General features: G+C 69.8%; 17 protein-coding genes and 1 pseudogene. 6 read left to right on the top strand and 12 right to left on the bottom strand.

Features of this window, described 5'->3' with window-relative positions:
• Positions 1-582: 582 nt before the first annotated feature.
• From ACFY0U_RS31065 to ACFY0U_RS31055, 3 genes are all read right to left on the bottom strand, one after another.
• Positions 583-1122, bottom strand: coding sequence for a GNAT family N-acetyltransferase (locus tag ACFY0U_RS31065; protein ID WP_388641448.1), 540 nt, complete (start codon positions 1120-1122; stop codon positions 583-585).
• Between the two features lie 148 nt (positions 1123-1270).
• Positions 1271-1930, bottom strand: coding sequence for a hypothetical protein (locus tag ACFY0U_RS31060; RefSeq protein ID WP_388641446.1), 660 nt, complete (start codon positions 1928-1930; stop codon positions 1271-1273).
• Positions 1927-2190 (bottom strand): hypothetical protein, encoded by a 264-nt coding sequence (locus ACFY0U_RS31055; protein WP_388641445.1) that lies wholly within the window; start codon positions 2188-2190, stop codon positions 1927-1929. The genes ACFY0U_RS31060 and ACFY0U_RS31055 overlap by 4 nt, the downstream gene beginning before the upstream one ends.
• A 188-nt stretch (positions 2191-2378) precedes the next feature.
• Between ACFY0U_RS31055 and ACFY0U_RS31050 the strand changes: the two genes are divergently transcribed.
• Both ACFY0U_RS31050 and ACFY0U_RS31045 read left to right on the top strand, forming a co-directional pair.
• Entirely contained in the window at positions 2379-2696 is a 318-nt protein-coding gene (locus tag ACFY0U_RS31050) for a hypothetical protein (protein ID WP_388641443.1), read from the top strand.
• Positions 2697-2987: 291 nt separating this feature from the next.
• Positions 2988-3611 (top strand): hypothetical protein, encoded by a 624-nt coding sequence (locus tag ACFY0U_RS31045; protein ID WP_388641442.1) that lies wholly within the window; start codon positions 2988-2990, stop codon positions 3609-3611.
• On the opposite strand, the gene ACFY0U_RS31040 is transcribed toward ACFY0U_RS31045, so the two are convergent.
• The 3 genes from ACFY0U_RS31040 to ACFY0U_RS31030 form a co-directional block, all read right to left on the bottom strand.
• Positions 3582-3770, bottom strand: coding sequence for a hypothetical protein (locus tag ACFY0U_RS31040; protein WP_388641441.1), 189 nt, complete (start codon positions 3768-3770; stop codon positions 3582-3584). The genes ACFY0U_RS31045 and ACFY0U_RS31040 overlap by 30 nt on opposite strands.
• 117 nt (positions 3771-3887) lie before the next feature.
• Positions 3888-5669 carry a ThuA domain-containing protein gene (locus ACFY0U_RS31035; protein ID WP_388641439.1) on the bottom strand — a complete coding sequence of 594 codons (1782 nt, stop codon included), beginning with the start codon at positions 5667-5669 and terminating at the stop codon, positions 3888-3890.
• Positions 5670-5686: 17 nt separating this feature from the next.
• On the bottom strand, positions 5687-8482 hold the full coding sequence (locus ACFY0U_RS31030; protein ID WP_388641473.1) for a PQQ-dependent sugar dehydrogenase: 2796 nt from the start codon (positions 8480-8482) through the stop codon (positions 5687-5689).
• 391 nt (positions 8483-8873) lie between these two features.
• Between ACFY0U_RS31030 and ACFY0U_RS31025 the strand changes: the two genes are divergently transcribed.
• Positions 8874-10220, top strand: coding sequence for a glycoside hydrolase family 18 protein (locus ACFY0U_RS31025; protein WP_388641437.1), 1347 nt, complete (start codon positions 8874-8876; stop codon positions 10218-10220).
• A 35-nt stretch (positions 10221-10255) separates the two neighbouring features.
• A complete protein-coding gene (locus tag ACFY0U_RS31020) occupies positions 10256-10741 on the top strand; it encodes a hypothetical protein (RefSeq protein WP_388641435.1) in 486 nt (161 codons plus the stop codon).
• 65 nt (positions 10742-10806) lie between these two features.
• On the opposite strand, the gene ACFY0U_RS31015 is transcribed toward ACFY0U_RS31020, so the two are convergent.
• Positions 10807-14547 carry a hypothetical protein gene (locus ACFY0U_RS31015; protein ID WP_388641434.1) on the bottom strand — a complete coding sequence of 1247 codons (3741 nt, stop codon included), beginning with the start codon at positions 14545-14547 and terminating at the stop codon, positions 10807-10809.
• A gap of 424 nt (positions 14548-14971) precedes the next feature.
• Here ACFY0U_RS31015 and ACFY0U_RS31010 point away from each other — a divergent pair, with 424 nt between their 5' ends.
• Positions 14972-15820, top strand: coding sequence for an NPP1 family protein (locus ACFY0U_RS31010; protein ID WP_388641432.1), 849 nt, complete (start codon positions 14972-14974; stop codon positions 15818-15820).
• Between the two features lie 148 nt (positions 15821-15968).
• On the opposite strand, the gene ACFY0U_RS31005 is transcribed toward ACFY0U_RS31010, so the two are convergent.
• The 5 genes and pseudogenes from ACFY0U_RS31005 to ACFY0U_RS30985 all read right to left on the bottom strand — a co-directional run bounded on the left by ACFY0U_RS31005 (position 15969) and on the right by ACFY0U_RS30985 (position 21357).
• Complete coding sequence (locus tag ACFY0U_RS31005; RefSeq protein WP_388641431.1) at positions 15969-16811, bottom strand: PaaX family transcriptional regulator C-terminal domain-containing protein; 843 nt, start codon at positions 16809-16811, stop codon at positions 15969-15971.
• 52 nt (positions 16812-16863) lie between these two features.
• The gene (locus ACFY0U_RS31000) at positions 16864-18228 is read right to left on the bottom strand and encodes an alpha/beta hydrolase family protein (RefSeq protein ID WP_388641429.1); all 1365 of its coding nucleotides are present in this window, start codon (positions 18226-18228) and stop codon (positions 16864-16866) included.
• Positions 18225-18462 (bottom strand): annotated as a pseudogene (locus ACFY0U_RS30995) (MFS transporter); the annotation flags it as partial. The gene ACFY0U_RS31000 and the pseudogene ACFY0U_RS30995, both read right to left, overlap by 4 nt.
• 407 nt (positions 18463-18869) lie before the next feature.
• A complete protein-coding gene (locus tag ACFY0U_RS30990; RefSeq protein WP_388641427.1) occupies positions 18870-19379 on the bottom strand; it encodes a signal peptide protein in 510 nt (169 codons plus the stop codon).
• A 517-nt stretch (positions 19380-19896) separates the two neighbouring features.
• Positions 19897-21357 (bottom strand): aldehyde dehydrogenase family protein, encoded by a 1461-nt coding sequence (locus ACFY0U_RS30985; RefSeq protein ID WP_388641425.1) that lies wholly within the window; start codon positions 21355-21357, stop codon positions 19897-19899.
• 370 nt (positions 21358-21727) lie between these two features.
• Here ACFY0U_RS30985 and ACFY0U_RS30980 point away from each other — a divergent pair, with 370 nt between their 5' ends.
• The gene (locus tag ACFY0U_RS30980; protein ID WP_388641424.1) at positions 21728-22672 is read left to right on the top strand and encodes a superoxide dismutase; all 945 of its coding nucleotides are present in this window, start codon (positions 21728-21730) and stop codon (positions 22670-22672) included.
• Positions 22673-22724 lie beyond the last annotated feature (52 nt).

Raw genomic sequence — 22724 nt, 5'->3', positions numbered from 1 at the left:
GTCAGCCCGCCACCCTGCGCGTACCGCATACCACCGGCCTACCGCAGGGATCACCACCCGTCACCACCCCCGACAACACCCCGAGGAAGTCAGTAATGCTGTTGTCAAGCCACGCGGGCCTACGAACGCGGACTGCCAGCCTTCATCGGGCTGACGGACTCGGCCGGCTGAGGACCCCATACCGGCGCTCAACGCGGCCCGGGCCGAATCGCGACGCGGATCTCGAAAGCGACGTCGTCCTCGGCAAAGGACGGGAACCTTCGCCTGTTCCCGCTCGACGCACTGCCCGATCCGATCCCGTCATGAGACATTACGTCGAACTCGAACAACAGGCAGTCCGGGGGCACTTCCCCAACACCGGCTGCCAGTCCCGGTCTCCGGCCGTCCCTGCTTCAACACGCTGAACTCGACAGGGAAGCGCAGAGCGTGGTGGGCGCGGTAGGTCTCCGGCATGCTGGCGGCGCGCTGCGTGATCACCCAACAGACCCTGCTCGTACGGCCCTTCGTCATCGCCGCAAGCGGGGACACCACCTTCGGGCGCCGTCCTTGCAGTGCTGCGGATCCGCGCTGTCGAGCGTCAGGTCACTCGGGGGGCGTGAGCGGGGCTCGGAGGCCGAGCCACTGTTCGGCGTCCCAGGCGTGGAAGCGCTCTACCTCGGTGAACCCCAGCTTTGCCGCAAGGCGCATCGAGGCGACGTTGGCCGTCTGGGTGTGGAGCACGACCGGCTCGCCGGGAAGGACGCCGTCGAACCAGTCCAGTGCCGCCGCACACGCCTCGGCGGCGCATCCGGATCCCCACGCTCGTGGCAAGAACATGTAGCCGAGATCGACCTTCCCCGCAGCAGCCGGGCGGCTGTGCTCCGGTGCTCTCCTGAGCAGGATCTGGCCGATCATCGCCCCGCCGAGCTCGACGACGAAACTCCCCGGCCAGCGCTCGGGCACCCCGGGCAGCTCGCGCTCAAGGTCTTCGCGCCGGCGGGGACCGCCGAGGTAGGTGTGCACCTCTGGCGAGGCCAGCAGCTCGATGAACGCCGCACGGTCCCGAGCCTCAGACTCACGCAGCACGACTCGCTCGGCCCTCATCGGCGCAGGCGGCCAGCCGATACGTCCAAGATCAGTCATGCCGCCAGCCAATCAACGGATCCAGCAGCGATCAAGACACGCCGAACGATCAAGCCACCAGTCCGGGCGCCACCGTCACCAACGGAGACCGGACTCTGCGCCTCGACAGTTAAGGACGGGTTCTGAGACATCAGAGGCTGTCACGCCGTCAGCCCCGCGAGAGCGCCATAGTCAGCACCGCTACCGTGCCCAACGCCGCCCAGCAGACGGTCGCGCCCGCCAGACGCAGGCCGCTCAGGGCGGGCCGGTCGCCCCGGGAAGCGGCGCGGCCAGACCACAACGGGCCAGGTTCCGACCAGTAGTACGCCGGGAAGCCGAAGCCGAACACGAGCGAGGCCAACAGCCAGTAGCCCGCGCTCGGTGAGCGCAAGTCACGCCTGAGCACCATGCCCACGAGCGCGACGACACAACAGACCGCAACCGGCCAGGCGAAGTAGGGCATGACCCGCCAGTACAGGACGGGAACGAGGAGGTCCAGGACGCCCAAGGCGTCCAATCGCACGAGCGGGCTGACCTTGTTGTGGTAAATGAACTCGTAGTCCTGCAGATACCCGGTCGACCAGAAGACCCGTACCTCGCCGACATCCGAGCTGACCACCTGCTCCACGGACACGTCACCCTCTCGCGCGTCCCGCAACAGCTCCGGCACCCCCGCTCGCGCCGGGAACAGCAACGAGCACAAACCCAGATACCCGGCCGCCAGAACCACCACGGCCGGCACCCGGAAGACCCGGTCGGCCACTGCCAGACGCTGCCCGTCCCAGGTCCGGGTACGGACTCGCGCCATCGCGCGCGTCTCCGTATTCATTCGTTCACCGTCACGGTCCAGGAGTAGGTCTGCCGCAGTGTGCCCTGCTGCCACCCGGTCGCCCGGTCGGGCAGGACATGAGTCAGGGACTCGTAGCCGGTCTCGTTGTACGCAGCGAAGGCGACCGTGAAACTGCGGTTCCGCCGGTCCACGTTGATGGCCACTTGATCGGGGAGCTGGTCAGGACTCTGCTGCGCGGCGACCACACAGACCCGGACCCCGCCAAGGCGCTGCGGTACGAGCTCACGGACCGGATCCATGTCGGCCTGATACTGCGACGCGACGCTCGCGACGAGGACGCGGAGTCGGAGGGACCCGATCGGGTGGCCGCCAAGCTCCTGACGCGCATCGGCGCGACCGCACACCTGGTGATCCCGTCGGACAATCGCGAGGTATGGGCATGGGGCGGGTTCACCGACCCGCGGAGTGCGGCGGTCCGCTCGATCCCGTGGTGCCAGGTGCCCTGGTCTCGGCCGGTCGCCCGTCGCACGGCCTCGACGGCTTCCGAGCCACGCACGAAGAGGCGAAGGCAGCGGCCCGCGTCACGCTGCACTCGTCCGCCCGGTCACACGACCGCACGGTCCTCTTCGAGGACGTCCGGCTCGCGGCGTTGCTCACCTCGGACCCGGAGCGGGCGCGAAGCTTCGTCCGGGACGAGCTCGGGGCCCTGGGGCATTCGCGAGAGGCGCTGCTCCGGGAGACCGTGCGCGTCTACCTCGAATGCAACTGCAGCCCCGCGACAGCAGCGGCGCGGCTCGACGTGTGAAGAACACCGTGGCCGGGGTGCATTCGTCGCGGTCGTCCCGGCAACACCGCTGCCGTGCCGCCCCTGAGCCTTGCGGAGTGCCTCCTGGCCCGGGCCCCGGGCCGCGTCGCGCTGCCCGGGGCCAGCCGGCCGACGGCGTAGACGGGCAAGGAAGCCCCTGCAGTCACACACGCAACGTGCACGGCTTCACGAACGCCGGCACCACCACGCCGCGGCAAGCGGACACCGCCATTGTCAGTGCCGTCTGCGATGATCCCCCGTGGTCCAGGGACACCGCGGTGGGGATTGTTCATGTCATTCGGATTCAAGACGTCATGGCTCGCGGTGCGCGACGCCGGGCCGGAAGAGGTGGCCGATGCCCTCGATCTGCGGCACCGACAGCGCATCGATTGGACTACCGGCACTGAACTCGCCTACCGGCAAGGTGTCTTCGTGGCCAGACCCGTCCCGGAGTGGACACTCGCCCACGGCAGGATCCATCTGACACACAAGACCGACCCCACGCGCCCGGACTTTCCCACCTGGCTGCGGACGCTGGCCGCGCGTGTCGGGGACCTCCAGTACTTCGGCACCGACCGTGTCAGCGAGTACCACGCCTGGGCCAAGGTCGAATCCGGTGAACTGACCCGCGCCTACTGCTACATAGGCATGAGCGGTGACGTTCCCCTGCGCCGGGGAGAACCCACCGCCGTCGAAAGGCAGCTCGGCGTCGGGCTGGTCGGCTGCGAAGAGATCCGCCAGGACTGGGGAGACCCCGAATGGGACGCCTGGCACGACGCCATGCCCACGGAACAGCACGTGATGCGCATCGCCGCCGACTGGAGCGTCTGCCCGCCACTGATCAAGGACGACTCCGTCACTGCATCCGGGATCCACGGCTTCCCATCAGGCGTCGAGCCCGGACACGCAGTCTGAAACAGCGCAGATGCCGGCGGTCACTCTCGCGCAGTCCCGGCAGAACTCGTCCTCGGCATCGGCCGGCAGGTCCTGCCGGCGCCGCCCTGGCAGCGCGGGCCGTACGGCGAGGGCGAGCAGCACCCTCAACTCCGTTTCCCGGCGCCCCAGATGGGACACGAACCGCAGCAGAGCGGCGTCGGTCGCCGGAACCTGGCGGACCGCGGTCCGCCAGGTTCGGCCTTCCGCCTCCTCCAGGTGGGCTCGGCGGCAGACGCGTACCGAAGGGTCATCGGGTCAGGGGAGGATCCATTTCTGGTTGGGGCCGGTGTGGCAGGTCCACAGGTGGACGGGCGTGCCGTCGTTCCAGGTACCGCCGGAAGCGTCGAGGCACTTGCCGGACTGCGGATTGCGGACCGTTCCGTCCGACTGCGGCGCCCACTTCTGGGCTCCCGAGCCATTGCACGTCCACAACTGGATCTTCGTCCCATCGGCACTGCCGCCACCGGACACGTCCAGGCACTTGCCCAGCGCCCGTACCGTACCGTCCGAACCGGCCGTCCAACTCTGCGCGCTGGTGGCGTTGCAGGTCCACAACTGGATCTGCGTACCGTCCGCCGTCCCGGCATTCGCCACGTCCAGGCACTTGCCGTTGACTCCCTTCACCGCACCTGTGACGGGGCCGGGCGGGGTGTCGTCCTCCGCGTCGATCCGGATGTCGCGGAAGGCGACATCGTCGCCGTCGCCGTGGTTCTGGAGGCCGATGTAGCCCTGCTGGAGGCTGCGGGCGGGGTCGGTGTTGGTGAAGTCGTTGATCCTTCGGCCGTTGAGGAAGATCTCCAGTCGTTCGCCCGTGACCCGGAGTTCGTACGTGTTCCACTCCCCCGGCGGATTCAGTGCCGCGTCGCGGGCCGCGAGGTCGGCGGACTGGAACCCGTACACGGCGCCCGTGGTGCGGTCGGCCGCGTCGGTGGCGTCGATCTGGATCTCGTACCCGTTGTTCACCGCGGACCAGGGGTCGTCGGAGGCGGGGAAGCCGATGAAGACACCGGAGTTGTCGTCGCCCGCGGCTTTCCAGTCGAGCTTGAGTGAGTAGTCGCCGGTGAACTCCTTGGCCGCGTACCAGAGCATGCCCAACCCGCCGTGGGACGTGAGGCTGCCGTCGGCGAGGGTGAAGCCGCCGGGGCCGGCCTGCTGCCAGCCGGTGGTGGAGGAGCCGTCGAACAGCGAGGTGTAGCCGTTCTCCGGGCGGCAGTCCGCCTCGGTCATGCCTGCCGCCCAGCGGATGCCGCCCAGGAGGTGGCGCCGGAAGGCGGATTCGCTGTACGACTCTTCGGTGTGACCGCCTCCGGTGTAGAAGGCCCGGCCTCCCTGGTAGTCCTTGCACCACGCGATGGGATGGTCGCCTTGCATGTTCCCGCCCGTGTAGCTGGACTCGTCGAGGGAGGCGAGGACGTGGGCGGTGGTGCGGGGGTTGGTCCGGTAGTTGTACCACTCGTCGGTGCGCTGCCAGGTGGTTCCGAGGTGGGCGGTGGCATCGTGCGCCCGGTCCTCGACCTGGACGGTGGCTGACTGGATGGCGGGGTGGGAGTGGAACAGGGCACCGGCCAGGCCTTCGTAGAAGGGCCAGTCGTATTCGGTGTCGGCGGCCGCGTGGATGCCGACGTATCCGCCGCCGCTGTTGATGTACTGCTCGAAGGCGGTCTGCTGGGCGTTGCCCAGGACGTCTCCGGTCGTGGAGAGGAAGACGACCGCCTTGTACTGGCCGAGGTTGCCGGTGGTGAAGACCTGGGGGTCCTCGGAGGCGTCCACGGTGAAGTTGTTGGCCGCTCCGAGGGATTGGAGTGCTGCGACGCCCTCGTCGATGGACGAATGCCTGAATCCGGCGGTCCGGGAGAACACGAGGATCTTGTAGGCCGGGTCGGCCGCCGCGAGGTTCGCGGCGGGGGCGGCCGGTGCCGTCTGGCGGATCACGTCGGCAGGCTGGTGTGTCTGTTCGGGCGTGGCGGTGGCGTGCGGGGTCAGGGTGAGCAGGAGGCCGGTGAACAGGCCGATGCCTGCTGTGAGTCGCGTACGCATGTCAGGTCGCCTCCTTTCTAGGGAAGGGTCCATTTCTGGTTGGGGCCGGTGTGGCAGGTCCACAGGTGGACGGGCGTGCCGTCGTTCCAGGTACCGCCGGAAGCGTCGAGGCACTTGCCGGACTGCGGATTGCGGACCGTTCCGTCCGACTGCGGCGCCCACTTCTGGGCTCCCGAGCCATTGCACGTCCACAACTGGATCTTCGTCCCATCGGCACTGCCGCCGCCGGACACGTCCAGGCACTTGCCCAGCGCCCGCACGGTGCCGTCCGAACCGGCCGTCCAGTTCTGAGCGGCCGTACCGTTGCACGTCCACAACTGGATCTGCGTGCCGTCACCCGTCGCGCCGTCCGCCACGTCCAGGCACTTGCTGTTGACGCCCGTCACGGCGCCCGAGCCGGCTCCGCCGCCGGAGGTGGTGAAGGAGAACTCGTCGACGTCGAAGAGTGCGCCGCTGCCGCCCTTGAAGACGAGGTACAGCTGCGTGGTGTTGCCGGGCTGGTTGGCGAGGCCCGCCGTCACGTCCTGGAAGGTCTCCCAGCCGCCGGTGACCGGTACGGTCGCCGTGCCGAGGAGGGTTCCGGTCGGCGAGCCGGTGCGGACCTCGAGGGTGCCGCCTGCGCCCGCGGAGGAGACTCGGGCGGTGAATCCGGTGGCGTTGGCGAGGGCGTACGGCTTGAAGGAGATCCAGTCGCCGTTGTCGATGTTTCCGACGGTCTTGCCGCCGTGGGCCGGAGCGTGGGTGATGACGTCGACGCCAAAGGAGTCGCCGTAGTGCTCGGCCTGTCGGTGAGAGGGCTGGGTGACGTGCTGGTCGTGCGTGGTCAGCGCGGGCTGGCCGCCCGCGCCCTTGTCGGTGTACTCGGCGTCGATGACACCGAAGATGTTGGCGTTGGGGTCGTGTTCGCCGTCGGCCAGGGTGTGGAGCGTGCCCGTGCATCCGGTCGCAGAGGTCTGCGGGTGGCCGTGGCTGTCGTGTCCGACGATGAACGAGACCTTCACCGTGGAGCAGTCGATGGTGCCGTCCTCCGGGTCGGTCACCGTGACCTTGAACGGGATCGCGTCGCCGAAGTCGTGGATGCTGCCGTCCGCGGGCAGGTCGAGCCGGACGGTGGGCGCGGTGTTGCCGACCGTGATCTGCACGGACGCGGTCGCGGTCTTTCCGGTCGGGTCGGTCACCTTCAGCGTGGCCGTGTACTGGCCGTTGGCCGTGTAGGTGTGGGAGGGGTTGGCGGCGGTGGAGGTCGCCCCGTCTCCGAAGGTCCAGGCGTAGGTGAGAGCACCGCCGTCCGGATCCGCGCTGCCGGACGAGGAGAAGGTGACGGCCAGGGGTGCCGTACCGGAGGTGACGTCGGCCTTGGCCTGGGCGGCAGGTGCGAGTCCGTCGGTGACGTACTCAATCCGGTACAGGGCGGAGTTCAAGTCGCCGTTGAAGTAGCCGGTGCCATAGTCCAGGACGTACAGGGCGCCGTCCGGGCCGAAGGCCATGTCCATCACCTGAGTGCCGTTCCAGGTGAAGGGGTTGATGGACTGCACGGTGCCGTCGGCACCCGCCTCGATGCGCTTGATCCAGCGTCGCCCGAACTCGCCCGCGAAGAAGTCGCCGTCGTACTCCTGCGGGAACTTGACCTCAGAGGTGGATGCGGCGTCGTAGCGGTAGACGGGGCCGCCCATCGGGGACTCGGAGCCGCCGCCGAACTCGGGTACGGAGGTGCCGTTGTACGGGATCCAGGCCGGCTGTGCCGGGGGCAGGTCGGTGAGACCGGTGTTGCGCGGTGAGGTGTTCTTGGGCGCGCCGCAGGTGAACGCGGCACCTGAGTTGCCGGTGGCGAAGTCGTAGTCGATGTAGGCGTCGTTCTTTCCCGTGCAGTACGGCCAGCCGAAATTGCCCGCCTGCGTGATGCGGTTGAACTCGACCTGGCCCTCGGGGCCGCGTCCGGGTGAGGCGGTTCCGGAGTCGGGGCCGTAGTCGCCGAGGTAGACGATGCCGGTGGCCTTGTCGACGCTCATGCGGAAGGGATTACGGAAGCCCATCGCGTAGATCTCGGGGCGCGTCTTGGCGGTGCCGGGCGCGAAGAGGTTGCCGCTCGGGATGGAGTACGTCCCGTCGGCGTCGACCTTGATGCGCAGCACCTTTCCGCGCAGGTCGTTGGTGTTGCCCGCGGAACGCTGGGCGTCGTAGGCGGGGTTGCGGGAGGCCCGCTCGTCGATCGGTGTGAAGCCGTCCGAGGCGAACGGGTTACTGTCGTCGCCCGTCGACAGGTAGAGGTTGCCGGCCGCGTCGAAGTCGATGTCCCCGCCCACATGGCAGCAGATGCCACGGGAAGCGGGAACGTCGAGGATCTTCTTCTCACTGGCCAGGTCGAGGCTGCCGTCGGTCTTCAGCACGAACCGGGACAGCCGGTTGACACCGTCGAACGGTGTGAAGTCGGAGGCCGAGCCGTCGGAGGGGGCGTCCCCGCCTGGCGTGCTCAGCTGCGGGGCGTAGTAGAGGTACACGAAACGGTTGGACGCGAAGTCCGGGTCCGCCGCGATGCCTTGCAGGCCTTCCTCGTCGTGGCTGTAGACGTTGAGCTTGCCCGCCACGGCGGTGTTGCCTGCCGGGTCGGTTCGCCGGACCGTGCCGTCGCGCGATGTATGCAGTACCGATCGGTCCGGCAGGACCGTCAGCGTCATGGGCTCGCCCGTCTCGGCCACGCCCTTGGCGAGCGTGACCTGCTGGAACACCGGGGCAGCCGCGCCCGCAGTCGGCTCCCGGTCCGGCGGCGCCGCAGCCGCGGTACCGGGGGTGAGGCAGCCGACGGCACACACCATCGCCAGCGCCAACGTACGGAGGAGCCCGGGTCTGGACAGATTTGTGCGCACAGAGTCTCCCGAGGGGTGGGGGGTGGCAGCAGGAGGACGATCGGTCCCGTGGAGGGGAGAACAGGCGCGCGCCGTCGCGCCGTTGAACCGGCCACCTGTGTATGACCGGTTCATTTCAAGGAAGTTAGCGGCCTTCGCGCCGACACGTAACCCCTTTCGCATCCAATCTCTCGACTTTTCTTATGATCAGGACAAAGTCGAGATGGCGAGGCGTGGGGCATGGTCCGGGCGGCATCGGCGTACTGCACCGTCCAGGGGACGTCTTGAGATTGCGGTGACCGTAAGTCAACCTGCCGTCGGACCCTTGACCACAATGGTCCATACCAATACGTTCCCGCACATGCGAAGAACCCCGGGAAGACTGGCCATCGCCACCTGCTCCCTGTCCCTGCTCGCTGTCCTCGCTCCGGCGAGCGGCACGGCCGGCGCCGCCGAGTCGCATGCCGCCACCGCCAAGCACGGCAAGCGCGTGGGCTACTTCACGCAGTGGGGCGTGTACGGCCGCGACTATCAGGTCAAGGACCTGGATACGAGCGGCCAGGCCGCCAAGCTGACACACATCAACTACGCCTTCGGCAACGTCAACGCCGCAGGAGAGTGCTTCACCGGCAACGTACCGGGCGAGGCCGACGCCTGGGCCGACTATGTACGCCCCCTCGATGCCGAGAACTCCGTCGACGGCGTCGCCGACACCGACCAGCAGGCACTCGCCGGCAATTTCAACCAGCTGCGCGAGCTCAAGGCGAAGCACCCCGACCTCAAGGTACTGATATCGCTGGGCGGTTGGAGCTGGTCCACCCACTTCTCCGACGCCGCGCTCACCCCTGCCTCGCGCAAGAAGTTCGTGGCGTCCTGCATCGACCTCTACATCAAGGGCAACCTCCCGGTCGACGGCGCGCGTGGCGGCCCGGGTTCGGCTGCCGGACTGTTCGACGGAGTGGACCTGGACTGGGAATGGCCCGGCTCCCCTGGCGACACGGACACGGTCTACCGGCCCGAGGACAAGAAGAATTTCACCGCCCTCGTGCGCGAGTTCCGCACCCAGCTCGACGCGTACGCAAAGAGCCATGCACCACGCGGCAAGAAGGCCAAGCACTACGATCTGACGGCCTTCGTCCCGGCCGCGCCGAAGGCGATCGACGCCGGGTTCGACATCCCCCGGATCATGCGCGACATCGACTTCGTGAACCTGCAGGGATACGACTACCACGTGTCGAGCGAGCCCACCACGGCCCAGCAGTCGGCCCTGTTCGCGCAGAATGACTTCAGCGTGGACCAGACAGTGCGGGACTGGGTGCGCAGGGGTGCCAAGCCTCGGCAGCTGGTGGTCGGTATGCCGTTCTACGGGCAGGGCTGGACCGGCGTCAGCGGTGCCGGCGACGGACTCGGCCAACCGGCCACCGGCCCGGCGAAGGGCACCTGGGCGGACGGCTACGAGGACTACAAGGTCCTCAAGACGCTGGCCGCGTCGGGTACGTACACCGTGCACCGGGACCGCTGGAACGGCAGCGCGTGGATCTTCGACGGAACCACTCTGTGGACGTACGACGACCCAAAGGTGCTGGCGACCAAGTCGGCGTACGTCCGGAAACTGGGCCTGGGCGGCGCGATGTTCTGGTCACTGGACGCCGACACGGCCGACGGTGAGCTGACGGCAGCGGTCGACAAGGGGCTCAACGGCCGCTGACTGCCGCCGACTTTCCGGCCCCGGCACACCCAGAGATGCCGGGGCTGCAACGCCGTCCTGCTGCCGAGAGGGGTGCCGGCCCACGCCGGGCCCGGCCGGTATTCGTCGTCAGCGCGGCCCGGCTGGCAGAACTCGCGGCACAGCTTCCCGTCGTCTCCGTCGCCCGCCGGCTGCGTCCGCTCACCGACGTCGTCGACATCGTCCGCGCGGCCGACGACGAGGGCGCCCGCCAGGCGGTCGACCACCTCGTGGCACTGCACCACCGCGACATCGGCCACATCGACGGGGGCAAGGCGCCGGGCGCGGCCGACCGGCGCCGCGGCTACAAGTTGGCCGAGAAGTCGTCGTCACACCACACCTCGTCATACGAAGCACCACCAGGGCACCTCGCCGCTCCTGAACCGCGCTGCTCCAGTCCCGGTTCGGTCGTGTCGGGCACTGCCCTTCGCGGCCATGGTCGGGGCAGCCCGCCGCGGCGCGAGCGGAGGAGGTTGCCCGCGCCGCGGCTGGAACGAGGCTGACAGGCCGGAGAATTGATTGGCAGACCGTCTCATCAAGGCAATCAACCAATGGACAGCTCCAGGCGTCAGTCCCCGCACACCTTCCGGTATGCCGCGTCCGGCACATACGTTCGCCACTGCGCCCGCGTCAGCTGCTGCCCGCCCACCCGGGCGCACACCCGCTCGGCCACCCGCTCGGGGCCGACGACGTACCGCTGGAGCGGCACATGGGTCCCCGCCGCGTAGAGCGTGCCGCTGTCCTCGCTGAACGCCACCGAGACGATCTCCTCGCCCGGCGTCGGCAGGGGGTCGCCGAGCGGCTGCTGCGTGGCGACGTCCCACAGCTGGAGCGTGCCCGAACTGCCGCCCACGGCGAGTGTGCGGCCGTCGGGGCTGAGCGCCAGCGCGCTGACACCCTCGGGGATGTCGCCGAGCCGGGCCGGGAAGACGTTGCGCAGGACCCCGGCCTTGTGCCGCACGTCCCCGTCCCACAGCGCGACCCGTCCGGTCCCGTCGCCCACCGCCAGCCGTGAGCCGTCCGCGCTGAAGGCGATGGCGCCGATCTGGTCGCCCTGGACGAGGTCCTTTCCGGTCACCGACCCGTTCGGGAGGCGGGCGACGCGATTGTCGCCGACCAGCAGTCCATCGTCGGGGCGGACGGCCAGGTTCTCGCTGTCCAGGCCGGTCACCACGGAACGGCGGCGGTGGCTCTCCGTGTCCCACACCTCGTCGCGCGATTCTCCGATGGCGGGCGTGCGCGCGGCGTACAGCGTGCGGCCGCCGGAGCCCAGGGCGAGGTCGGTGACCGCGCCGGCCGAGTCGGCGGTGGCCAGGTCCAGGGTGTCCCGGACCCTGTTGCGGCGCAGGTCCCAGATCGTGATCCGCTGTGGGGCCGCCTCTCGGCCCGGCGCCGAGACGCCGTAGGCGAGCAACCCGCCGTCCGGGCTGAACGCCGTCAGGGCCAGGGTGTCGCCGAGTACGACCTGGTCTGTACCCGCCAGGGAGGCGGGCACCGGCGGCGACGGCAGCGTCCGTACGACATGGCCGTCACGGGTGTCGCGCAGCTGGAAGCGGTAGCCGTTGTCCGTGACTTCGGCCGTGGCGAGGGCGCGGCCGTCCGGGGCGAGGCGCACGCCGGACAGGGCACTGCCGTCGTCGTGCCAGGCCGGCGTCACCGCCGTCGCCACGTCGAGCGAGTGGACCGTACCGGCCTCCAGGTAGCGCAGGACGGGGTGTTCGGGATCCCACGCGAGGCCGCCGTACGCGTACTGGTTGTTGAGGGAATGCCGGTAGACCGGAGCGTCGGGGTACGACAGCCGCCACACCTTGATCTCCGCACCGTCGGCCGCCGCCAGGAACTTGCCGTCCCTGCTGAAGGAGGTGTACTCGACGCCCGGAGCCGTGAGATCGGCCAGCAGCCGCCCGGAGCCGGTGTCCCAGACACGGATGCCGGACGCGGAGACGGCGGCCATCCGCTGCCCGGCGCCCATGATCAGCGACGAGTCGTCGGCGGCGCAGACGTTCCGGTCCTGCGTCCACTCGCCGGTCAGCGGCCGGTGGCGGGCCGTGTCCCACACCTGTGGTGGCTTCGTGCCCTGGCCGCCCGAGGGGCAGATGGCGACCGTGCGGGCGTCGGGGGCCATGTCCGCGCGGTCGGCCGCCGGGCCCTCGAACATCGACTTGCCGTCGGTGACGGAGCGCACGCGAGCCCGTTCGCCTTCGGGGCCGGTCACCAGATAGGCGCGGTCCCCGATGACGACGTCGGAGAGCAGCGGCCACGGTCCACCGCCGGTCCAGCGTCCGGTGGCCGTGTCCCACAGCCGGATGCCGTCCGCTGCGCTCACCGCCATGACCTTGGCGTCCGGAGAGACCGCCACCACCTCGTGGTCGTCGACGGGCAGCCGGCCCGAGCCGGTGCGGCGGTGCGTGGCCACGTCGTAGGCCCGCCAGGTGCGGTCCTCGATGTTCAGCAGCGTGCGGCCGGAGGCGGCGAGGAAGCGGAAAGGGGTCTCGCCGGGGGCGGGGTCGGAGAAGATGTCCCGTTCGGGCTGGGCGAGGGCGCCGAGCAGGGCCCGGCGGGACTCGGGGAGCGGGGAGACGCGCCAGGCGGCGACGCCCAGCAGCATCGCGGCGCGCGGGTCGGTGGTGCGCAGCGAGTCGGCGACGGCGGCGATACGGCGGGCAGCGGTGTCGGTGCGCTCCCGCTCGTTGTCGCGGTGCTGGCTCCACGCGGCCAGGCTCACCACGAGCGCCACCACCAGGACGGCGGACAGGGCGGTGACCAGTGCCCGGGATCTTCGGACGGTCCGCGCGGCGGCCCGCTGCTCGGCCTCCCGGGCCACCAGCGCGGCGACGAGGAATCCCCGCTCCGACACGGTGAGCGTGCCGTCGTCGTCCCCGAACAGCTCCTCGGCCCGCGCCAGCGTGCTGCCCCGGTACAGCCCGCCCGGGTCGCGATCGTGCTCCAGCCAGGCGCGGGCGGCCTCGGTCAGGCGCCGGTGGTGGCGCAGCCGTTCGCGGTCCTCGTCCAGCCAGCCGGACAGGCGCGGCCAGCAGGTGATCAGGGCCTCGTGGGCGAGCTGGACGCCGTCCTCGTCGGCGGTGAGCAGGCGGGCGCGGGCCAGCCGCTCGACCACCTCCGGCACGCCGGGACCGGTCCACTCCGCCAGGTCGGCGCGGGTCAGCGGACGCCGGGTGTCGGGGGTGTCCTGGCCCGGCTCGACCAACCGCAGCAGCAGCCGGCGGGCCGTGCGCGCCTGGTCCTCGGTCAGCTGCTCGTACACCTCCTCCGCCGTCGCCGCGATCGCGCCGCGCACCCCGCCGGCCGCCTGGTACGCGGCCAGGGTGAGCACCCGGCCCTTACGTCGCCGCCAGGTCTCCAACAGCGCGTGCGAGAGCATGGGCAGTCCGCCGGGCTGGTCGACGACCTCGCCGACGATCCGCGCCGCCAGCTCCCGCTCCACCAGCAGCCCGGCGGCCTGCGCCGGCTTGGTCACCGCCTCGCGCAGCTCGTCCGCCGTCATCGGCCCGAGCAGCAGCCCGGCGCCGGAGACCGCGTCGGCCAGGCCCCGGTGCTCGGAGCAGCGGGCGTAGAAGTCGGCCCGTACGGTGATCAGGACGCGCAGTCGGCTGCCCGCGTTCCGGGCGGCGAGCAGCAGGTCGATGAAGCGGGCCCGTTCCTCGCGGTCCCGGCACAGGGTGAAGGCCTCCTCGAACTGGTCGACCACGACCCAGCTCTCCGGCTCGTCCTCAGCGGGGGTCAGCAGGTGTCCGTACGTCTCGGCCGGCCGCGCTCCCGGGGTGAGCACCCGCAGCACCGCCGGCCGGATCCCACGGGCGGTCTCCTCGCGCAGGGCGGGGATCAGCCCGGCCCGCAGCAGCGAGGACTTGCCGCTGCCGGACGCCCCGAACAGCACCGCGAACCGGTGGTCGCACACCAGACGGTGCAGTTCCTCGACCATCCGGTCCCGGCCGAAGAAGAGGTGCCGGTCGCCGGGCTCGAAGCGGGTCAGGCCCCGGTACGGCGGTGCGGTGTCCGCCGACTCCTGGCGCACCGCCTCGGCGACCTCCGCGTCCGCCTCCTTCCAGCGGGGCTCCCACTCCGCGGGGTCGCCGCCGCAGGCTTTGACGTAGCCCTGGACGACGGCGAGGGACGGCAGCCGTTCGCCGGCCGCGGCCTGGGACAGCGTTGTCGCGGAGAACCCGGCCGCCTCGGCCATGCGCCGGTACGAGGGGGTGCCCGCGGCCTTGCGCACCTCGCGGAGATCGTGGGCGAGCCGGGCTATGGGACCGGCTTCCGGGTCCAGGGGTCTTTCAGGGCGCCCCATGCGCGCGTACCTCCACACAGCCGACGAAACCGACGTCAGAGCGGTGACCATACGTCGCGGAACCTTTCGCCCGAGCACGCCCTCGGCGACGTGCAGGCAAACGAAAGGCAACAGGACACGCATCACCGGACAACTCACCACTGATCATGGACTTTGATTGTCCTGACAAAGGAGACGCGTCGATCAATTCTCAGGTTCCAGGAGTCGGTCGCGCGAGGTCGGCTGTCGCGCGGCGGCCGTAAAACGCGAGGTGAACGGCACAGAAACGAGTCAGCGGCGGTCATGACGCCCGGGCGAACAGCCCTCCAAAACGCCGAGACGAATTGATTGCCCTGGTCAGAAGGGCTGCCGAACAACTTTCCGCTCTCCAGTCTCGATCTCGCACCGCCGGATTCCCGGCAGACCGAGCATGGAGGAGACCCTCGTGTCGCAGGCAGTCAAGACCAAGGGCAAGACCAAGAGAACGGCCCGCCTGGGCAAGGCCGCCCTCGTCCTGGGCAGCGTCGCCGCGCTGACCGTCGGCGTGACCGGCAGCGCCAACGCCGCCCTGCTGAAGCCCTTCGGCTACATGGGCGACGGCGCCCCGAAGCAGGAGATGTTCCAGCCGCTCTTCGACTACGACGCGGACGGCTGCTACCCCGCGGCCGCCGTCGACGCGAGCGGCAGGCTCAACGGCGGCCTCCACAACAGCGGGTCGCTCGGCGGCGGATGCAAGAGCAACCACCTCGGCCAGGCCAACACCTACTCGCGCGCCAAGTGCGACAAGGGCTCCGGCTGGTGCGGCATCGTCTACACCCTGTACTTCGAGAAGGACCAGGGCGTCGCCGGCGCCGTCGACAAGTTCGGGCACCGGCACGACTTCGAGGCCACCGTGGTCTGGTACCACGGCAATGACCAGTGGCCCAGCTACGTGTCCGTCTCCGCCCACGGCAACTACACCACCAAGCGGTTCAACGACGTGGAGCGGGAGGGCAAGCGCTTCAAGGCCGTTTACCACAAGGACGGAAGCTTCCCGCGCACCGCCTTCGGAACACACTCCTTCCGCTTCGCCAAGGCGGGAGAGCGGGCGGAGGCGTGGGGCAACGGGAGCTGGGACCGTCCGGCCCTGGTCCCCTACGCCACCCTGTGGAGCAAGAACCGGACGGCCTGGAACGCGCTGGAGGGCTCCAGCTGGGACCATGCCAACTTCCCCCTGCAGGACAAGGACGACCACTTCCGAAGCACCCTGAACAGCGCCAAGCCGTCCGGCATCAGCTTCAACGCCTGGAGCTGACACCTGGCGCCCACAGCCGCCCCCGGCGGGACACTCCCCCCTGTCCCGCCGGGGGCCTCCCCATGCCCACCGGCTCGTTCACACCCGGCTCTTGCACCTGGCTTGACCCTGCTGTCAGTGCGATGACCCAGCCTGCGAAAGACAGACCCTAGCTGCGGAGATGTGTCGTCTCCAGAGTCGCTCGGGCTGCCTTGAGCGCCGGGTGGGTCTGTCGCGCGACGCGGTGGAAGGTTTCCTGGGCGGAGCGGGCCGGCCAGGCCGGGGGAAGGTGGCGGGCCGGGAGTCTCGGGTCCGTGCGGATGGTGCGGAGCCAGTCGCTCACCAGGCGCAGGCGGGTGCCGATCGGGTCGTGGTCGGTGCCGTTTCCCAGGTGGGCGCTCCAGCGCTTGTCGAAGGCGACATAGCGGGCGGCGATGGACTCCAGGTCCCAGGTGTCACGGATCATCTGCTCGATGTCGGTCACCTCGGCGGCCTGGGCGTGGAAGATCTTGACGTGGGCCGTGAGACCGAGGTCGGTGACGACCGCGGAGACGTCCACGTGACCGGGGGCGATCCACAGGCCGCTGTACAGCGCGCCGAATCCGGACCAGGTCAGCCGCGAGCGCAGGTCGTGGCGCTGGCGTTTCCAGGAGTCGGGCAGGGAGAAGCCGAGCAGGGTCCACGAGCCGTCCCAGTCGTCGTTGACGGCGCCCTGCTTCCAGATGCGGGTGCGGCCGTCGATCAGGACGCGGCCGGCCTGCGGGGTCAGGCCGAAGAACATTTTGCGGCCCTCGCGCTGACGCTGGAGCAGGCCTCGGTTGACCATGCGGGTGAGGGTGGAGCGTACGGCCTGTTCGCCCACGCCCACGCGGCCCAGGACGTCGATGACGCTGCCCGAGTAGACGCCCAGGTCCCCCTCCTCCAGGACGTGGTTGCCGAAGAAGGTGAGCATGAGCGACTGCGGGCGCGGCTGCGCCCCCTCCGCGGTGTCCAGGATGCCGTCGTCCTCCACGGGGGCAAGGGTACGACCGCCCGCCGACCGTGCGGCAGGCGGTCGTACGAGGTCACCGGCGGTCGGCGGGGTGGGCAAGGTCGTAGGGGCGAAGGTAGGGGGTGGGACGGTACGTGATGTAACGGGTGGGGGTGGTCGGGTCGGCCGCGGTGGCGCGGGCGTTGAGCGACGCCGGGTCGGTGCCCTGCCAGCTGCCGGTGGTCAGGCGGTCCTCCAGGGTGTGGAGGGCGGCCAGTTGTTCGGCGGGGCTGAAGGTGCAGTGGCCGGCGTTGTCGACGTAGGCCTGGCGGAGGAGGGGGGCGGAGCCGGCGGCCGTCACCGCTCGGCGCAGGGCGCTTTCCGTCTGGACGGGGACCAGGGCGTCGCCGATGGTGTGGATGGAGAGCTGGGGCTTGGCCAGCTTGCCGGTGAAGCTGCTGGTGCTGCTCATCCAGGCGACGGCTTTCCGGTCGGCCTTGATGCGCGGGGCGCGGTTGAGGACCGCCAGGTCCTTGCTCAGGGAGAGGCCCGCTTTCTTGTACAACTCGGTGACCTCCTTGCGGACGGAGGACTCGCCCAGGAGCCGGGTGTAGTCGACGCCGGTGTTCCAGGACATGTTGCCGCCCGCCCGGACCTCGGCCTCCTGCCGCCGGTTGAAGGCGGCGATCTTCACCAGGCCCTTGACGGCGTCGTACTGGTTGGCCTGCTGGGCGTCCCAGTCGTTCGCGGCGGGGCGGGTCTGGGTGGGCGCGTTCCAGACCGGGATGTTGTGCAGAGCCGCGGCGAGGGCGATACGGGCCCGGCCCTCGGCCGTCGTCTGGGCGGAGTCGACCGTGGCGGTCAGGGTGTTCGCCGCGTCGGTGGCGGCCTGCTGGGTCGGGAGGTTCACCAGGGGGACGTCGGAGCCCAGGAGCGTCTTGAGGGCGAACACCGGGTCGAGGGTGTTGTTCCAGTTGGCGACACCGCCGTGGACCAGGCCGCACATGGAGAGCGAGCCGTCGATGTCGTCCGGGTGGCGTTCGGCTATCGCCGTGGTGACCAGGCCGCCGTACGACCGTCCCCACGCGATCGTGCGGGAGGCCTGGCCGAAGCGGTCGGTGAAGGTCTTCAGGGTGGCCATCTGGTCGGGGACCGCGTCGGTGACCGCCCAGCCGGTGCTGGCGTACGACGAGCCGATGAGGGCGTAACCGCGTTGGAGGAGAAGGGCCTTGGTGGCGGCGTCCGGGGCGTTCTGGGCGGGGTTGGCGGGGCCGGCGTTGTAGCCGTGGCTGAACAGGAGGACGGTGCCGTTCCAGGTGGCGGGGACGTCCATCATGTACGTGGCGCCGGAGGGGAGTTGGCCGTCCACGTGGGTGGTGCCCTCGTCGGCCGCCGCGGGTGCGGTGGTGAGGGTGAGCAGCAGGGCTGCCGTACAGGCGATGCGGGTGCCGTGCCTCATGCGGTGATCTCCTCCGTGTGGGGGGGTGGTGGGGAGTTCGGGGGTGGGTTCCTCGGCGAGTGAGGTACGGCTCGTCTCGCGGACGAACCACACCGTCAGCGCGGTGATCAGCGAGCCGCCGCACAGCAGGAGGGCGACGGGGGTGCCGTTGCCACTGCTCGCGACCAGGCTTGCGGCGATCATCGGGGAGAAGCCGGCGCCCACGAGGGCCGCGCCCTGGTAGCCGAGGGACGCGGTGGGGGGCGAAGGGATCGCGCTCTCCCTTGAGCGGGGGAAGGACACCATGAAATTAGGCTACCTGATGACTACCGTCAAGAAAGTGCACAACGTTAGCGGAGGCAGGCGGGGAGAGCGTGACGCGCGCCACTGCAACTCGCTGATCCCCACAGGCAGTTGCGTGCGTGACCACAGATGCGCGAGCCCGGATACGCCAGGGCGGGCATCCGGGCCGCGTGCGGAACGGATGGCGAAGGGACGGGCCAGTCGGTGCGATCCCGGCGCGAGGGCGACTTGGTGGCCGAGGGGCCGGAGTTGACGGACAAGACCGTAGGTGTTGCGGGCAGGGCCGAGGCGGTGACACCCCGCGCTGCACCCCCTGTCGGGGGTGCAGCACCACAGCCGTCGGGTAAGGCGTCGTAAGGTCAGCCGTACAGGGCCACGCGCGGCTGGACGGTACCCACGGCACCAGGGGCTATCACGGAGACCCGGTACCGCTCCGTGAGCGTCTCGCCCGGACGGAGGGTGCGCTGCGCACTCACGAGATCGGTGAACAGCGTGCCGGTCTGGCTCGCGACGGATACCGCTTCGCGAGAGCCGTCGGCATTGCGCCGCTCGACCTGGATGTCAGCAGGCGCCAGGAAAGGGCCCGCATCAGGGGACTCCACGAGAATTTGCGGGGCCACGACTTGGTCCACGGATGAGTCGTTGCGGTAGGACACGACGAACGTGTGCGACTTCCCCGAAGCCGGAAGAGCCCTCGTGGGGAGGTTCACGAAGTCGACGGGAAACAGGGCCGCCGCCGTCTCGTCGCCCGTCGCGGCAGTTCCCGCCGCGGCCGTGCTCGCCATGGCAGTGCCCGCGCCGGCCACACCCACGAGTGCGGTGGCGAGGGCCAACGTGGCCGCCGCCATGCGGTAGTTGGTCAATGACACGCAATGCTCCTCTTGCTACGAAGTGTTGGATTGCTGGTTCGCTGACAAGGCCTGCCGGGATTCACCAGCGCCTGGATTAATGCCGCACCGGCCACCGGCACGGAAAGCGCTCTCAGCGATTACACATGCTACTCCCACACCCTTGCCCGCCTTTCCCTCTTGAAGACCCTTGCATTTCCCGACGGAAAGCCATTCCATCGCATACCACTGCCCCTGGACGTATTTCGACAGGGCTCGGTTGAGCAGGAACTCGGGAATTTCATGTGAAGAGTTGGTGCGCGCACAGCGTCTGTCGCAGATGGCATCGCAGTCCAAGGTCCATGCGCTCATGATGATGAGCGACTGCCGCTTCGGCGACCACCACTGCAGCCCGCGAGTGGGCGTCTTCCTTTGGCTTCTTCGGCGGCGCACCGACCTGTTCGGGGAACAGGAGCCAGGGACGGAGTGCACCCGGCCGATCCGGCCGGGAGGGCCCGCCGGTGGTGGCCGGGCGCTCGGAGCGGGCCCTGTCGAGGGGTCAGGCGAGGGAGATGACGACGGACTTGGTCCTCGTGTACGCCTGCAGCGCCTCCGGCCCGGATTCGCGTCCGTAGCCGGACTGCTTGACGCCGCCGAAGGGCATGGCGGGATCGAGCATGGCCCAGTCGTTGACCCAGACGATGCCGGCGTCCAGTCGCGCGGCGACCCGATGGGCGCGCGCCAGGTCGGAGGTCTGAAGACCGGCGGCGAGTCCGTACGGCGTGCTGTTCGCCAGCGTGATCGCCTCTTCCTCGGTGTCGAAGGGCTGAACCGTCAGGACCGGGCCGAAGATCTCCTCCTGGACGGTGCGAGCGTCGTTGTCCAGGCCGGCGATGACGGTGGGCTTGTAGTAGTAGCCGCCGTCGAGGTCCATGCGCTCACCGCCGACGACGATGCGGCCGCCGTCCTCGACGGCCGCTTTCACGAAGCGCTCGACGTTCTCCACATGCCGCTCCCCGGCCATCGGCCCGACGACGGTGGCCGGGTCGAAGGGGTCACCGACGGGGACCGCCGGAACGGCGTCGGCGAGGATGCCCAGCGTGGTGTCGTACAGGGACCGGTGGACCAGCAGCCGGGGTCCGCCCATGCAGAACTGTCCGGTGTTGAAGACGAAGGCCTTGATGATCGCGCCGATCGCCTTCCCGACGTCGGCGTCCTCGAAGACGATGTGCGGCGCGTTGCCACCCAACTCCATGGTGACCGGCTTGAGTTGCTCGCCGGCCATGCTCGCCGCCAGGCGGCCGACCCTCGTCGACCCGGTGAAGGCAATCTTGTCGACGCCCGGGTGACGCACCAGTGCCTCACCCAGGACGGGGCCGCTGCCGGTGACGACGTTCACCACACCCGCGGGAACGCCGGCGTCGGCGAGGATCTCCGCCATCAGCAGCGCACTGAGGGGGGTCTCGTCGGCCGGTTTGTGGACGACGGTGTTGCCGGCCGCCAGGGCGGGGGCGAACTTCGACGTGCTCAGGATCAACGGGAAGTTGAACGGGGTGATCGCCCCCACCACGCCGACGGGCTCCCTGCGGGTGTAGGCGTGGGCGGGTATGGCGACCTGCCGCGTGGCTCCGTCGAGGCTCTGCGCCAGCGCCGAGTAGTACTCGTACGTCTCGGCCACGGTCTCCACGTCGACCGCTCGACTGAGCGAGACGGGCTTGCCGACGTCGAGGCTCTCCACGGCGGCGAGCTCGTCCGCCCGTTCGCGCACCAGATCGGCCACCCGGTGCAGCACGCGGGCGCGCTCGCGGGCCGGTGTCCGGGGCCAGGGCCCCGCGTCGAAGGCCTCGCGTGCTGCGGCCACCGCGGCGGCGAGATCGCTGCCGTCGGCCTCCGCGACCGTGGTGACGACTCTCCCGGTGGACGGGTCGATGACGTCGCGCCGCTCCTTGGACTCCGCGTCCCGCCACTCTCCGCCGATGAACAGCCTGCCCGGTTCGATGTGCGGTCGCTGCACGCTCATGGCCCGCTCGCCCTCCCGGTGCGGCGCGCGGCCGGCACCGTGCTCACGCCGGACGCGCCACTGCGGCCGGCAGGTTTTCGGATGATGGCCCAGCGGTGCCTGCCTGGACAGTGAACCGGGAGGCGCGCGCCGGAAGTAAGGACGAATGACGTATCCCGGGCGCGACGTTCAGCCTCGTCAGGTCGGCCTGCTGTCGAGTGGCGCGCCTTCGCGGTCCGTGCTCCCACCGGCCCGGCGGCTTTCCGTCCGATGGACCGAGGAGAGTCAGGACATTCGTCGCTGTGCACAGATACTTGAGATCTCAAGAATCAGTCCAGGAGCCCAGCCGGACCGGCACGGCCCGTCTTTGTTTTCCGTGGAAGGACGATCGATGACAAGTTCTCTCGCACGCAGGCGGCTTCTCGGCGCGGGCATCGCTCTGGGAGCGACGGCCCTGGTCGGCGGTACGGCGCAGGCTGCCCCGGGCACCGCCGGATCCTGGCCCAAGGAGTTCTCGCTGCCCAACGGCTGGGGGCCGGAGGGAGTCGCGATCGGCTCCGCGCCGTACGCCTACTTCGGGTCGATCGCCACCGGCGGCGTGTACCGGGTGAACCTCGCGAGCGGCAAGGGCAAGGTCGTCCACCGCGGCCTGGGGCGCATGACGGTCGGGCTGAAGGCTGACTCCTGGGGGCGGCTGTTCCTGGCGGGCGGCAGCACTGGCGAACTGCGGGTCGTCGACGCCCACAGTGGTGCGCTGCTCGCCAATCACGTCGTCGCCGGGGAGAACAGTTTCGTCAACGACGTCCTGCTCACCCGCGACGCCGCCTGGTTCACCGAGTCGTTCAGCGCGCGGCTCTTCAAGCTGCCGCTGGGCAGGCAGGGCCGCATCGGCGCGCCGGAGAGCCTCACGCTGAGCGGTGACTGGGTCCAGTCCGGTTTCACGTCCAACGGCATCTCGCTCACCCCCGACGGCAGCGCCCTGCTCGTCACCAACGCGGCCGCGGACGGCGGTTCGCTGATGCGGGTCAACCCCCGCACCGGCGTGGCCCGCAAGGTGGACCTGGGAGACACGACGCTGCCCAGCGGCGACGGGCTGGTACTCATCGGTCGCACTCTCTACGTGGTCCAGCCCAACCCCAACCAGGTGGACGTCATCCGGCTCAACCGGTCGGGCACGCGGGGCACCGCGGTCGGGGTGATCAGGGACGACCGCTTCGACCTGCCCACCACGGCCGCCGCCTACCAGGGTCGGCTGTACCTCCCCAACTCCCGCTTCACCACCCCGGACCGGGATGAGAACACCCCTTACAACGCGGTGTCAGTGCCATTGGTGTGACGTACGGCTGGACCCCGTCCGCTCGAAGCGGGCGGGGTCCAGCCGTACTCGC

Source organism: Streptomyces sp. NPDC001536, assembly GCF_042894505.1.
Lineage (GTDB): Bacteria > Actinomycetota > Actinomycetes > Streptomycetales > Streptomycetaceae > Streptomyces.
Note: the sequence above shows the minus strand (reverse complement) of the source record. Positions and strands in the feature narration are given on the sequence as shown.

What these genes read in the sequence shown, in the direction of transcription:
- ACFY0U_RS31065 (WP_388641448.1), bottom strand. Translation starts at nt 1,122, where the DNA reads ATGACTGATCTTGGACGTATCGGCTGGCCGCCTGCGCCGATGAGGGCC.
- ACFY0U_RS31060 (WP_388641446.1), bottom strand. Translation starts at nt 1,930, where the DNA reads ATGAATACGGAGACGCGCGCGATGGCGCGAGTCCGTACCCGGACCTGG.
- ACFY0U_RS31055 (WP_388641445.1), bottom strand. Translation starts at nt 2,190, where the DNA reads ATGGATCCGGTCCGTGAGCTCGTACCGCAGCGCCTTGGCGGGGTCCGG.
- ACFY0U_RS31045 (WP_388641442.1), top strand. Translation starts at nt 2,988, where the DNA reads ATGTCATTCGGATTCAAGACGTCATGGCTCGCGGTGCGCGACGCCGGG.
- ACFY0U_RS31035 (WP_388641439.1), bottom strand. Translation starts at nt 5,669, where the DNA reads ATGCGTACGCGACTCACAGCAGGCATCGGCCTGTTCACCGGCCTCCTG.
- ACFY0U_RS31030 (WP_388641473.1), bottom strand. Translation starts at nt 8,482, where the DNA reads ATGGTGTGTGCCGTCGGCTGCCTCACCCCCGGTACCGCGGCTGCGGCG.
- ACFY0U_RS31025 (WP_388641437.1), top strand. Translation starts at nt 8,874, where the DNA reads ATGCGAAGAACCCCGGGAAGACTGGCCATCGCCACCTGCTCCCTGTCC.
- ACFY0U_RS31020 (WP_388641435.1), top strand. Translation starts at nt 10,256, where the DNA reads ATGCCGGGGCTGCAACGCCGTCCTGCTGCCGAGAGGGGTGCCGGCCCA.
- ACFY0U_RS31015 (WP_388641434.1), bottom strand. Translation starts at nt 14,547, where the DNA reads ATGGGGCGCCCTGAAAGACCCCTGGACCCGGAAGCCGGTCCCATAGCC.
- ACFY0U_RS31000 (WP_388641429.1), bottom strand. Translation starts at nt 18,228, where the DNA reads ATGAGGCACGGCACCCGCATCGCCTGTACGGCAGCCCTGCTGCTCACC.
- ACFY0U_RS30985 (WP_388641425.1), bottom strand. Translation starts at nt 21,357, where the DNA reads ATGAGCGTGCAGCGACCGCACATCGAACCGGGCAGGCTGTTCATCGGC.
- ACFY0U_RS30980 (WP_388641424.1), top strand. Translation starts at nt 21,728, where the DNA reads ATGACAAGTTCTCTCGCACGCAGGCGGCTTCTCGGCGCGGGCATCGCT.